Origin of the sequence: Microbacterium fluminis (assembly GCF_051549805.1) — a bacterium.
GTDB lineage: Bacteria > Actinomycetota > Actinomycetes > Actinomycetales > Microbacteriaceae > Microbacterium.
On sequence record NZ_CP196042.1, the window covers coordinates 2,218,268 to 2,230,077 of the forward strand.

12 protein-coding genes and 1 tRNA gene are annotated in these 11,810 nt (G+C 70.5%); 5 read left to right on the top strand and 8 right to left on the bottom strand.

What is annotated here, in order from left to right; all coding sequences use genetic code 11:
- Positions 1-88 precede the first annotated feature (88 nt).
- The 3 genes from ACSJDX_RS10700 to ACSJDX_RS10710 are packed head-to-tail and all read left to right on the top strand — an operon-like array spanning position 89 to position 4,145.
- A complete protein-coding gene (locus ACSJDX_RS10700; RefSeq protein WP_438352667.1) occupies positions 89-1,675 on the top strand; it encodes a carboxyl transferase domain-containing protein in 1,587 nt (528 codons plus the stop codon).
- Between the two features lie 5 nt (positions 1,676-1,680).
- Entirely contained in the window at positions 1,681-3,675 is a 1,995-nt protein-coding gene (locus tag ACSJDX_RS10705; protein WP_438352668.1) for an acetyl/propionyl/methylcrotonyl-CoA carboxylase subunit alpha, read from the top strand.
- Entirely contained in the window at positions 3,672-4,145 is a 474-nt protein-coding gene (locus ACSJDX_RS10710; protein WP_438352669.1) for a MaoC family dehydratase, read from the top strand. Before ACSJDX_RS10705 ends, ACSJDX_RS10710 begins: the two co-directional genes overlap by 4 nt.
- 28 nt (positions 4,146-4,173) lie before the next feature.
- On the opposite strand, the gene ACSJDX_RS10715 is transcribed toward ACSJDX_RS10710, so the two are convergent.
- The 3 genes from ACSJDX_RS10715 to ACSJDX_RS10725 are packed head-to-tail and all read right to left on the bottom strand — an operon-like array spanning position 4,174 to position 6,961.
- On the bottom strand, positions 4,174-5,517 hold the full coding sequence (locus ACSJDX_RS10715) for an MFS transporter (RefSeq protein WP_438354972.1): 1,344 nt from the start codon (positions 5,515-5,517) through the stop codon (positions 4,174-4,176).
- A 34-nt stretch (positions 5,518-5,551) separates the two neighbouring features.
- Complete coding sequence (locus ACSJDX_RS10720; protein ID WP_438352670.1) at positions 5,552-6,127, bottom strand: hypothetical protein; 576 nt, start codon at positions 6,125-6,127, stop codon at positions 5,552-5,554.
- A 15-nt stretch (positions 6,128-6,142) separates the two neighbouring features.
- The gene (locus ACSJDX_RS10725) at positions 6,143-6,961 is read right to left on the bottom strand and encodes an inositol monophosphatase family protein (RefSeq protein ID WP_438352671.1); all 819 of its coding nucleotides are present in this window, start codon (positions 6,959-6,961) and stop codon (positions 6,143-6,145) included.
- Positions 6,962-7,053: 92 nt separating this feature from the next.
- On the opposite strand from ACSJDX_RS10725, the gene ACSJDX_RS10730 reads away from it, so the two are divergent.
- Positions 7,054-7,129 (top strand) — tRNA-Lys (locus ACSJDX_RS10730).
- Positions 7,130-7,256: 127 nt separating this feature from the next.
- Here the strand turns inward: ACSJDX_RS10730 and ACSJDX_RS10735 are convergent.
- The 3 genes from ACSJDX_RS10735 to ACSJDX_RS10745 form a co-directional block, all read right to left on the bottom strand.
- Positions 7,257-7,919: a cation transporter gene (locus tag ACSJDX_RS10735; RefSeq protein WP_438352672.1), complete on the bottom strand. Its 663-nt coding sequence runs from the start codon at positions 7,917-7,919 to the stop codon at positions 7,257-7,259.
- Positions 7,916-8,260, bottom strand: a complete 345-nt coding sequence (gene cmtR, locus ACSJDX_RS10740; protein ID WP_438352673.1) for a Cd(II)/Pb(II)-sensing metalloregulatory transcriptional regulator CmtR — start codon at positions 8,258-8,260, stop codon at positions 7,916-7,918. The genes ACSJDX_RS10735 and cmtR overlap by 4 nt, the downstream gene beginning before the upstream one ends.
- Before the next feature lie 134 nt (positions 8,261-8,394).
- Positions 8,395-9,123 carry an SDR family oxidoreductase gene (locus ACSJDX_RS10745; RefSeq protein ID WP_438352674.1) on the bottom strand — a complete coding sequence of 243 codons (729 nt, stop codon included), beginning with the start codon at positions 9,121-9,123 and terminating at the stop codon, positions 8,395-8,397.
- A 146-nt stretch (positions 9,124-9,269) separates the two neighbouring features.
- On the opposite strand from ACSJDX_RS10745, the gene ACSJDX_RS10750 reads away from it, so the two are divergent.
- Entirely contained in the window at positions 9,270-10,124 is an 855-nt protein-coding gene (locus tag ACSJDX_RS10750) for a helix-turn-helix domain-containing protein (RefSeq protein ID WP_438352675.1), read from the top strand.
- A 20-nt stretch (positions 10,125-10,144) separates the two neighbouring features.
- Here ACSJDX_RS10750 and ACSJDX_RS10755 read toward each other — a convergent pair whose 3' ends face one another.
- Both ACSJDX_RS10755 and ACSJDX_RS10760 read right to left on the bottom strand, forming a co-directional pair.
- Positions 10,145-11,371, bottom strand: a complete 1,227-nt coding sequence (locus ACSJDX_RS10755) for an MFS transporter (protein ID WP_438352676.1) — start codon at positions 11,369-11,371, stop codon at positions 10,145-10,147.
- On the bottom strand, positions 11,368-11,802 hold the full coding sequence (locus ACSJDX_RS10760; RefSeq protein WP_438352677.1) for a MarR family winged helix-turn-helix transcriptional regulator: 435 nt from the start codon (positions 11,800-11,802) through the stop codon (positions 11,368-11,370). Before ACSJDX_RS10760 ends, ACSJDX_RS10755 begins: the two co-directional genes overlap by 4 nt.
- Between the last annotated feature and the right edge of the window lie 8 nt (positions 11,803-11,810).

Sequence of the window (11,810 nt, forward strand, 5' to 3'; positions counted from 1 at the left end):
TCGACATTTCGGTTAAGGATCAGTAACCTGATTGAGTTATTGATCGCTAACCGGACTGACGTCGGTCCGGACCTCCGGAGGGCGCGATATGAGCATCACCGCGGATGCCCCGACCTACCGCGACCTCGTCGAGGAACTGCACGCGCGCACGGCGCGCGTCGCGCTCGGCGGTTCCGAGACCGCCCGCGCGCGGCACCACAGCCGCGGCAAACTGCTCGCTCGTGAGCGCATCGACCTGCTGCTCGATCGCGGGAGCGCGTTCCTGGAGATCTCGCCGCTGGCGGCCGAGGGCATGTACGGAGGAGACGCGCCCTCCGCAGGCGTCGTGGCCGGCATCGGCACGGTGCACGGCCGTCACGTGATGGTCGTCGCCAACGACGCCACCGTCAAGGGTGGCACCTATTATCCGATGACGGTCAAGAAGCATCTGCGGGCGCAGGAGATCGCGGCCGAGAACCGTCTGCCGTGCATCTACCTCGTCGATTCGGGTGGGGCGTTCCTGCCCATGCAGGACGAGGTGTTCCCCGATCGCGACCACTTCGGGCGGATCTTCTACAACCAGGCGCGCATGTCGCGAGACGGGATCCCGCAGATCGCGGCGGTGCTCGGCTCGTCGACCGCCGGGGGCGCGTACGTCCCGGCGATGAGCGACGAGACGGTGATCGTGCGCAATCAGGGCACGATCTTCCTCGGCGGCCCGCCGCTGGTGAAGGCGGCCACGGGCGAGGTCGTGTCGGCCGAAGACCTCGGCGGCGGCGTCGTGCACACCCGGGTGTCGGGCGTCACCGACCACCTGGCCGAGAACGACGCGCACGCGCTGCAGATCGTGCGCGACATCGTCGCCACCCTGAAGACGTCCCCGGCGCTGACCGAGCGTCCGGAGCCCGCGGCATCCCCGGCGCACGACCCGGCCACGCTGATCGACGTCGTTCCGGTCGAGCTGACCGTGCCCTACGACGCGCACGAGATCATCACCCGCCTCATCGACGCCGACTCGTTCCACGAGTTCAAGCGCGAGTACGGCACCACCCTCGTCACCGGGTTCGCACGGCTGGACGGCCACCGCGTGGGCATCGTCGCGAACAACGGCGTGCTGTTCGGCGAGTCCGCGCTCAAGGGGGCGCACTTCATCGAACTGTGCGACCAGCGCGGCATCCCCCTGCTGTTCCTGCAGAACATCACCGGCTTCATGGTCGGACGCGAATACGAGTCGGGCGGCATCGCCAAGCACGGCGCCAAGATGGTCAACGCCGTCGCGTGCGCGACGGTGCCGAAGCTCACGGTGGTCGTCGGCGGGTCGTTCGGCGCCGGCACCTACTCGATGTGCGGGCGCGCCTACTCGCCGAGATTCCTGTGGCTGTGGCCGGGCGCCCGGGTGTCGGTGATGGGCGGGCCGCAGGCGGCCTCGGTGCTCTCGACGGTGCGCCGCGACCAGATCGAAGCCGGCGGCGGCCGGTGGAGCACCGAGGAGCAGGCCGACTTCGAAGCGCCGATCCGTGCGCAGTACGAAGCGCAGGGGAGCCCCTACTACTCCACGGCGCGCGGCTGGGACGACGGCATCATCGACCCCGCCCAGACCCGCGACGTGCTCGCCCTCGCCCTCGACGTGGTGCTGCGCGCCGCCTCGGCCGACACCCCCGACCCGCGCCCCGGCTACGGCGTCTTCCGGATGTGAGCGACATGTTCGAGACCGTCCTGATCGCCAACCGCGGCGAGATCGCCTGCCGCATCATCCGCACGCTGCGTAGCCTCGGCATCCGCTCGGTGGCCGTCTACAGCGATGCGGATGCCTCGTCGCGCCACGTGCGGCTGGCCGACACCGCCGTGCGGCTGGGGCCGGCGCCCGCCGCGCAGAGCTACCTCGATGTCGCGCGGGTGCTGGCCGCCGCGCGCGGCTCCGGTGCCCAGGCGATCCATCCCGGCTACGGCTTCCTCGCCGAGAACGCGGCGTTCGCCCGTGCGTGCGAGGAGGCCGGCATCGTCTTCATCGGACCCTCCTCCGGCGCCATCGAGGTGATGGGCGACAAGATCACCGCGAAGCTCGCGGTGGAGGCGCGCGGAGTGCCGACGGTGCCCGGGATCGCGCGTCCGGGCCTGAGCGACGACGACCTGCTGGCGGCGGCCGACGGCGTCGGCTACCCCCTGCTGATCAAGCCGTCGGCCGGCGGCGGAGGCAAGGGCATGCACGTCGTGGAGCGCCCCGGCGACATGGCGGCGGCGGTGCGGGCCGCCCGACGCGAGGCGGCCGCGAGCTTCGGCGACGACACCCTGTTCCTCGAGCGCTACGTGCAGAACCCGCGGCACATCGAGGTGCAGGTGCTCGCCGACGGCCACGGTGCAGTCGTGCACCTGGGGGAGCGCGAGTGCTCCCTGCAGCGGCGCCACCAGAAGGTCATCGAGGAGGCCCCGTCACCGTTGCTGGACGCCGAGACGCGGGAGCGCATCGGGCTGGCCGCCTGCGAGACGGCCCGCAGCGTCGACTACCGCGGCGCGGGCACCGTCGAGTTCATCGTCGCCGCCGACCGCCCCGACGAGTTCTTCTTCATGGAGATGAACACCCGCCTCCAAGTGGAGCATCCGGTCACCGAGCAGATCACCGGCGTCGACCTGGTCGAGCAGCAGCTGCGCGTCGCCGCGGGGGAGCCCCTCGTGCTCGCGCAGCACGACATCGTCCTGCGCGGACACTCGATCGAGGCGCGTGTCTACGCCGAAGATCCGCGTGCGGGCTTCCTCCCGACCGGCGGCCACGTCGACGCCGTGCACCACCCCTCGGGCGACGGCATCCGCGTCGACTCCGCGCTGCTCGACGACCTCGACGTCTCGATCGACTACGACCCGATGCTCGCCAAGGTGATCGCCACGGCGCCGGACCGCGACGAGGCACGCCGACGGCTGATCGTCGCGCTCGGCGACACGGCCGTGTTCGGATTCCCGACCAACGTCGAGTTCCTGCGACTGCTGCTGGAGCTGCCGGCCGTCGCGGCGGGCGACCTCGACACCGGTCTGATCGCCCGGGAGCTCGAGGGAATGCGGTTCTCCGAGGTCGACGACCGTGCCTGCGCCGAGGCGGCGCTCCTGCTCGACGCCCGCGCGACGCGCGACGACGGCGCGTGGGGGCGCCGCACCGGATGGCGGCTCGGCCCCGTCCCCGCCGCGCGCGTCTACCGCCTCCACGCGGGAACCGCTGCGGAGCGGATCGTCGCGGTGCGCGGCGGCGGTGCGCGACTCACCGTCGCCGTCGACGACGCGCCCGAGGTGGCGGCATCCGTCCGTCTCGACGGTGCGGCGGCGGCGATCTCGATCGACGGACGGGCGCGGCGCGTCCTCGCGCACGTCACGGCCGATGCGGTCGAGCTGGCCGTCGACGGTGCGGTGCTGCGTCTGGAGGAACGACGCGTGCGCCACGACGGCGATGCAGCGGCGGATGCCTCGCCCCACCTCGATGCGCCGATGCCGGGCAGCGTCGTGCTTCTGGCCGTCGCCGACGGCGCGCGCGTCGAGGCGGGCGACCCCGTCGTCGTCGTGGAGGCGATGAAGATGGAGCACGTGGTGCGGGCGACCACCGCCGGCGTCGTGCGGCTGAGGGTCTCTGTGGGCGATCAGGTCACGCGCGGGCAGACGCTCGCGATGGTGCTCGCCGACGAGGACCCCGACGGAAAGGGAGACGGGCGATGACCGGACGCCGCATCGTGCAGCGCGGGCTCTACTTCGACGAGCTCGAGGAGGGGACGGTGTACGTGCACAGCCCCGGGCGCACCGTCACCGAGGCGGACAACGTGCTCTTCACCACTCTCACGATGAACACGCAGTCGCTGCACCTCGACGCCGCGTGGTCGGCGCAGACCGAGTTCGGCGAGCCTCTCGTCAACAGCATGTTCACGCTGTCGACGCTCGTGGGACTGTCGGTCGCCCAGCTCACCCAGGGCACCATCGTGGCGAACCTCGGGTTCTCGGAGGTCTCCTTCCCGGCACCGGTGCGCGTGGGCGACACCCTCTACGCCGAGACGCAGGTCATCGGCAGACGGCTCTCGTCCTCGAGGCCCGGCCAGGGCATCGCGACCTTCGCGCACACGATGCGCAATCAGGACGGCACGGTGGTCGCGACCGCGACCCGCTCGACCCTCATGCGGGTCACCCCGGCCTGACGGCGCCGTCGAGGAGCCCGTTCGCGCGTCAGGAGCGGCCGGGGAAGTTCTGCGTGCCGCCGATGTGGCGCACGGTGCGGTGCCGCTCCACCATGATCGCCGTCGCGCCCAGCACCCACAGCGGCACCTGCGTGAGGAACGCGATGCGGAAGGCATCGAGCGAGTAGGTCGTCGGAGTGCCCGCGCCCTGCAGGTCCATCGCGATGCCGATGAAGAGGATGGCGATCAGTGCGGCGAGGAATCCCGCCCCGTTCACGATGCCCGTGGCGGTGCTCAGCCGGTGGGTCGGATTGAACGTGCGCGCGTGGTCGAACGCGATCATCGAGGCGGGACCGCCGGTGCCCAGGGCGAGCATGAGCACCATGAGCAGCCAGATCGGCGCCTGTCCCGGCCACACGATCACCGCGAGCCACGCCGCCATCTGGAAGACCACGGTCGGCAGGACCAGGCCGTACGAACGGCGGGTGGGATGCCGGCTCGACAGCGCGCCGATGACCGGACCGGACAGGATGCTGAACACCACGAACGACGTCAGCACGACCGATGCGGTGGCGGGGCTCAGTCCTTCGCCGGCGGTGAGGAACGGGAAGCCCCACAGCAGCACGAAGGCGGTCCCGGCGAACGGGGTGGTGAAGTGCGACCAGAACCCCAGCCGGGTCGCGGGATGAGCCCACGACGCGCGGAACCCCTCGCGCAGGTCGGCGGAGGAGCGCACGACGCGGATCGCTCCCGTGTCGGTGTCGACCGAGACGTCGACGCGGTCGCCGCGCCGCTCGGGCGGCCGGTTGCGGATGATGACGAACGTCAGCACGGCGAACAGCACGCCGAGGCCGGCGAGGCTGCCGAACGTGATGCTCCAGGTGGTCGCGTGCAGCAGCGCGGCGAGCGGGATCACGGCGAGGATCTGTCCGAACTGCCCGAGGATCCCGGTCAGCTGCACCAGCAACGGCGCCCGCTGCGCCGGGAACCACGTCGCGACCACGCGCAGCACGCTGGGGAAGACGGCCGCGTCGCCGGCGCCGATGAGCACGCGGGCGAGGATGCCGATGCCGACAGCATCCGCCGACGCCATCACGAACTGCCCCAGCGCCATCAGCACCATTCCGGTCGCGATCACCGGACGGGCGCCGAAGCGGTCCAGCAGCAGGCCCACCGGGATCTGCATGGTGCCGTAGACCGCGAGTTGGATGACGGCGAACATCGACAGCGTCGAGGCATCCGCATCGAAGCGGAGGGCCGCGTCGACGCCCACCGAAGACAGCGAGGCGCGGTTGACGATGGCGAGGATGTAGGCGGCGACGCCGACTCCCCACACCAGCCAGGTGCGCCAGCCCGGTGCTGCAAGGGCCGGGCGGGATGTCACGGACTCCAGGCTACCCGGGAGCGCAGCCCCCGCCGTTCGGGGCTCAGCTCTTGGGCCACTCGATGAGCAGGAGGCTCTGCTTGGTGTCGGCGTACTTCACCCAGCCGTCGCCGAAGAGGTAGGTGAGTCCGTACCCCTGCGCGTCGGGCGAGATCGCCGTGGTCTGGCTCTCGGTCACGTAGACGCCCTCGGGAGACTCCTCGCGGCGCCACCCGGTCTGCACCAGCTCCTGCTGCGCGGCCCGCGCATCATCCGCGCTGATCGGCGCCCAGCCGTAGATCTGCACGTGATCGGTGGCGATCGTGTAGTCGCCCCACGTACATTGGATGCCCTTGTCGAACACGGTGGCGCCGATGCGCATGGGCTCGGACTTCGCCGTCCAGCCGTAGCCCTTGAGCGTGGTCACGGTCGACGTGCTGATCAGGGTGTCGCACGTCGGCACGGCTGCCGGCACGGTGCTCTGGGTCGGCGTGGGCGTCGGCGCGGAGGTCACCGGTGCGGCCGGAGCGGCGTCCGACGTGGTCGGCGCGGGCGCGGCGCCCCCGCTGCACGCGGTGAGCAGGACGGCGGACACCACGAGCGCGAGGGTCGCGGCGGCGCGCGGGAGGGAACGATTCATCGGTGCGGCTCCGGATCAGTCGGCGTGCAGAAGGGTGAGGAACGGATCGTGCAGCACGCCGTTCGTGGCCAGCACCGAGCGCTCGCTGAGCGAGTCGGTGCCGTCGAAGGCGGTGAGGCGTCCTCCTGCCTCGGCGATGATCGGAAGGTGTGCGGCGATGTCGTACTCCTTGACGTCGAACTCCGCGACGAGCTCGAGGCGTCCCTCGGCCAGCAGCATGTACGGCCACGCGTCGCCGTAGCCGCGGTCACGCCACACGGCGCCGGTGAGACGTTCGAGCGCGGACAGCCGTCCGGCATCGCGCCACTGCCCGATGCTCTGGAAGCTCACGCTCGCCTCGGCGATGGCGTCGACGCCCGACACGGCCAGGCGGCGAGCCTCGCCGGTCGGCGTGTTCGTCCAGGCGCCGTGTCCGGTCGCCCCCCACCAGCGGCGGCCGATCGCAGGCTGGCTGACCACGCCCACCTGCGGCACGCCGTCGATCGCGAGGGCGATCAGGGTCGACCACATCGGGATGCCCTTGAGGTAGTTCGCTGTGCCGTCGATCGGGTCGATGATCCACTGGCGAGCGGTGTCGCCGGTCGTGCCGAACTCCTCACCCAGGATGCCGTCGGCCGGGCGCTCCGCGGCGAGGAGATCGCGGATCGCGCGCTCCGTCGCGAGGTCGGCCTCCGTCACGTGCGAGGCGTCGGGCTTGAAGCTCACCTCGAGGTCGGCGGCGTCGAACCTCGCCATCGACACGGCGTCTGCGGCATCCGCCAGCCTCAGCGCGAAGGCGAGATCGTCGGCGATCGACGGGGCATCGGGCGATGTCGCGGAGGTGGGGAGACTCACTCAGACAGGATACCCGGCGCCTTCGGGCCCGATTCGCGAGACAGCGACTCGTTTGGTAACGTTGTCCCTCGGTTCGCCTCGTGCGAACCTCCGCACCTCTAGCTCAATCGGCAGAGCAACTGACTCTTAATCAGTGGGTTCTGGGTTCAAGTCCCAGGGGGTGCACCACTCTCGAAACGCTCGGTCAGATGAGTATTCATCCGGCTGGGTGTTTCTGCTTCATCGGGTCTCTCATGCTCCTGCAGGCACAGGCACAGGCACATGGACAGTCCCGTGACTCTCAATCGATGGATTCTCAGTCCACCTCGTGGTCGTGGGGGTCGCGTTCACCCGTGAGTACGCTCACCGGCTCCTTGCAGGCGTCGCCCCGCCACGCCTCCACGCCCTCGCGGATCGCGAACACCGCGATGACGAGTGCGGCCACGGAGTCGGCCCACGCCCATCCGAGGAGGCTGTTGAGCAGCAGTCCGACGAGAACGGCCGCCGAGAGATAGGTGCAGATCAGGGTCTGCTTCGAGTCGGCGACGGCCGAAGCCGATCCGAGTTCGCGTCCCGCACGCCGTTCCGCCCAGCTGAGGAACGGCATGATTAGCAGGCTCACCGCGGCCAGGACGATGCCGACCGGACTGTGGTTGGGCTCGCGGATGCCGACGAGCGACAGCACGGCGTCGACGCTCACGTACGCGGCCAGACCGAAGAACGAGAGGGCGATGACCCGGAGGGCGACCTTCTCCCGCCTCTCCGGATCCGGAGCAGCGAACTGCCACGCCACGGCTGCGGCTGAGAGCACCTCGACGATGGAATCGAGTCCGAACCCGATGAGGGCCGCGGACGAGGCGACCGACCCGGCCGTGAGCGCGATGACAGCCTCGATGAGGTTGTAGGCGATCGTTGCCGTGACGATCCAACGGATGCGACGCCGCAGCACGAGCGTCCGGGGCGTCACGGTCGCGGTCACGCCCGCGCCTCGCAGCACTCGCACCCGTCGATGGCGCACGGCATGCCCTCGTCAGCGGCCAGCACCACGTCGACCAGCGCCTCCAGTGCGCGCGTGAGGTGGACGTCGGCGATCTCGTAGCGGGTCTGGCGTCCCTCGGGAACGGCCACCACAATGCCGCAGCCACGGAGACACGTGAGGTGGTTGGAGACGTTGGGGCGAGTGAGGCCCAGCTCGCGCGCGAGCTCGGCGGGGTAGGCCGGCGCGTCGAGCAGTCGGATCAGGATTCGTGAGCGGGTGGGATCCGCCATCGCGCGGCCGAGCCTGGTCATGACGTCGAGGCGCGGGGCAATGGTCAGCACTCGCTGACGATACAGTGTGCGATGTACCGTTACGGACGATCACACGCAGATCGGGATGCGCGTCGAGGCGGTAGCCGCGCCCGCGCACCTCGCGGTTCTCACGCAGAACGTCCAGAGGGAGGCCGTCGCCGCGGCTACGCCTGTCCCGCCGGGCGGAGCAGGATCTCGTTGATTGCGAGGCGACGCGGACGCTCGACCGCGAAGGCGATGACCTCGGCGATGTCGTCGGCGGTGACCTCCACCTGGCTGTACAGCGCTTCGGCGCCCTGCTTCGTGGCCGCGTGGGTGATGTGCGTGGGCAGCTCGGTGGCGACGGCGCCGGGCTCGATCACAGTGACGCGCACGTCGGGGAGCAGCTCCTGGCGCAGCGACTCGGACCATCCGTTGATGCCCCATTTGGTGGCGGCGTACACCCCGTTGGTCGGCCGCGCGGTACGCCCGGCGACCGAGGAGATGTTGACGATGTCGCCGCCGCCCTTCTTCAGCTGGTCGAGGAACACCTCGGTCGCGGTGATCGCGCCGAGCAGGTTGATCTCGATCATCCGCGTGTAGTCGTCGTGCTGCTCCGACGAGAACGGCCCGAGCAGCATGATGCCGGCGTTGTTGACCAGCACGTCGGTGCCGCCGAAGACCTCTTCCACCTTCGTCGCGGCGGCGACCAGGGACTTCCGGTCGGTGACGTCGGCCTCGATCGCAACGGCGGCCTCTCCGATCTCGCGCGCCAGCTCGTCGAGTCGGTCCACGCGACGAGCGAGCAGCGCGACGCGGTACCCCTGCGCGGCCAGCGCCTTGGCAGTGGCTGCGCCGATGCCGGAGGAAGCTCCGGTGATGACCGCGACACGGCCGGACTCGATGGTGCTCATGGATGACTCCTGTCTTCGTGGCCGGACCACGCGGATCGTGTGCCGGCCCTCTTTGCTTCTGTGGACGATTCTTCGCCCGGGTGCGGCCGTCAGCCAGTTAACGCTGTGACCCCCCAGCGTGACGTGCCGCCTCGTAGAGTCGTCGCATGGACAACCGGGACGAGGTGCGCGATTTCCTCACCACGCGGCGCGCCCGGCTCACTCCTGAGACGGCGGGTATCACCGGCTTCGGGGGCCGACGTCGGGTGCCCGGACTGCGCCGGGAGGAGGTGGCGCTGCTCGCCGGCATGAGCGTCGAGTACTACGTCCGCCTCGAGCGCGGCAACCTCGCGGGTGTCTCGGAGAGCGTTCTGTTCTCGCTCGCTCGCGCGCTCCGGTTCGACGACGTCGAGACCGCCCACCTGTTCGACTTGGCGCGCACCGCGAACTCCGCCGGCCTGCGGCCGGGTCCCTCGGTCACCGCTCGCGTGCGCCCTGGCGTGCGGCGACTGCTCGATTCGATGTCCGGCCCGGCCTACGTGCGCAACGGCCGGCTCGACATCCTGGCGACGAACGCCCTCGGCGCCGCGCTCTACTCGCCCATCCTGCACAGCGCTGCCGGGCCGGCGAACTCCGCCCGATTCACCTTCCTCGACGCGGGATCGCACGACTACTGGGGCGACTGGAACTCCATCGCCGACGGACTGGTGGCCACCCTCCGGTCCGAGGCGGGCAGGTTCCCCACCGACAAGCGACTCACCGACCTCGTCGGAGAGCTGGCCACGCGGAGTCCGGAATTCCGGCAACGCTGGGCGACGCACGACGTGTACCGTCACAGCACCGGCGAGAAGGTTCTCCATCATCCGGTCGTGGGGGAGCTGAGGCTGAGCTTCGAGGTGATGACGTTCCCGACCGACGAAGGGCTCGTGCTCTTGGCCTACGACGCAGAACCGGGGTCGACGTCCGAGACGGCGCTCCGCCTGCTCGCCAGTTGGGCATCCACGACCGTCGACGCCGACTGAATCCGGTCGCCCTCTCCGCCTCAGGCGGCGTCGCCCACCAGCACCGCTGCAGCCTCGTCCGCCGCGTCGGCCGGTCGCTCGTCGATGCGGGCGAGGAAACGTCGGCCAATGACGATCGTCAGGGCGGCGACGAGGACGGATGCCGCGGCGAACACGTACGGGATGCTCGCGTTCGAGATGTGCCAGAGCAGCGCGGCGATCGGCGGGGCGGCGGCGCCGCCGAGGAAGCGGACGGCCGAGTAGGAGGAGGATGCCACCGAGCGGGGAAGGTCGGTGGCCTCCATGACGGACTCGGTGAGCACGGTGTTCATGACGCCGAGCAGCAGGCCGCCGACGATGATGCACACGACGAGCCCGGCGGGGTTCGTCACCACCAGTGCCGCGACCAGCAGGTCGACCGCCAGGAGCGGCAGCACGGTGAGCAGCACGGTGGTGCGCGGCATCCGTCGCATCAGCACCGGTGCCACCCACACGCTCGTGATCGCGAGCGCGACGCCCCAGCCGAAGAAGGTGTAGCCGATCCCCATCGCGCCGAAGCCGAGAGGGAACGGCGAGAAGGCGAGCAGCACGAAGAAGCCGATGTTGTAGAACAGGGCGGCGACGGCCAGTACCGCCAGTGCCGGCTGACGCAGGGCGCGGAACGGCGCGGCCAGCGGGATCGGCTGTCGCTTCTCGTCGCCGCCGCGCAGCAGCACGAGCACCGCGACGAACGCGATCGCCATCAGTGCGACGACGCCGAAGAACGGTCCGCGCCAGCTCACCTCGCCGAGCAGCCCGCCCAGGAGCGGACCGACGGCGATGCCGACGCCCAGCGCTGCCTCGTAGAGCACGATCGCCGCGCCGCTGCCCCCGCTGGCCGCCCCGACGATCGTCGCGAGTGCGGTGGAGATGAACAGGGCGTTGCCGAGACCCCATCCGGCGCGGAAGCCGATGATGGCGTCGACGCTGCCGCTCGTCGCGCACAGCAGCGCGAAGACCACGATGAGGGCGAGCCCCACCAGGAGGGTGCGCTTCGCGCCGATGCGACTGGACACCCAGCTGGTGACGAGCATCGCGAGGCCGGTGACGACGAGGTAGCTCGTGAACAGCAGCTCGGTCTGCACGGGGGAGGCCTGCAGCGAGTCGGCGATCGCGGGCAGGATGGGGTCGACCAGCCCGATCCCCATGAACGCGACCACGCACGCGAAGGCGACCGCCCACACCTGGGCGGGCTGGCGCCAGACGCCGGTCTGCGGTGCGCCGCTCATCGCACGACCTCCGCCCGCAGCGTCGTGCGCTCGGACAGGATGGTCGCGACCCGCGACAGCGCCGCCCAGTCGTCGTCGTCGAGGTCGGCGAAGCGCGGCTCGAGGGCGTCGCGCAGCTGCACGAGCCACGCGTCGAGCGCGCGCAGACCGGCATCGGTGACCTCGACGACCGTCGCGCGAGAGTCGTCGGGGTCGCTCGATCGGTGCACCAGCCCCGCGTCGGCGAGCTGCCCGACGAGGCGGGTCATGCCCGGCTGGGTCACTCGGCTGGCCGCGGCCAGCGAACCGAGCCGCAGAGGACCCTCGGAACGGAGGATGCTGAGGGTGCGCCACTGCGCGGCGGGAGCCTCGTTACGGGTCTCGAGCGCGGCCAGGCGCGTGAGCGCGTGTGCGGCGACCACGATCCTTTCGATGTCCTGAGAACGTTGCATACTCAAAG

Excerpts from the sequence above, each read along its gene's own strand:
- ACSJDX_RS10705 (WP_438352668.1), top strand. The coding sequence starts at position 1,681 with ATGTTCGAGACCGTCCTGATCGCCAACCGCGGCGAGATCGCCTGCCGC.
- ACSJDX_RS10720 (WP_438352670.1), bottom strand. The coding sequence starts at position 6,127 with ATGAATCGTTCCCTCCCGCGCGCCGCCGCGACCCTCGCGCTCGTGGTG.
- ACSJDX_RS10750 (WP_438352675.1), top strand. The coding sequence starts at position 9,270 with ATGGACAACCGGGACGAGGTGCGCGATTTCCTCACCACGCGGCGCGCC.
- ACSJDX_RS10755 (WP_438352676.1), bottom strand. The coding sequence starts at position 11,371 with ATGAGCGGCGCACCGCAGACCGGCGTCTGGCGCCAGCCCGCCCAGGTG.
- ACSJDX_RS10700 (WP_438352667.1), top strand. The coding sequence starts at position 89 with ATGAGCATCACCGCGGATGCCCCGACCTACCGCGACCTCGTCGAGGAA.
- ACSJDX_RS10745 (WP_438352674.1), bottom strand. The coding sequence starts at position 9,123 with ATGAGCACCATCGAGTCCGGCCGTGTCGCGGTCATCACCGGAGCTTCC.
- ACSJDX_RS10710 (WP_438352669.1), top strand. The coding sequence starts at position 3,672 with ATGACCGGACGCCGCATCGTGCAGCGCGGGCTCTACTTCGACGAGCTC.
- ACSJDX_RS10760 (WP_438352677.1), bottom strand. The coding sequence starts at position 11,802 with ATGCAACGTTCTCAGGACATCGAAAGGATCGTGGTCGCCGCACACGCG.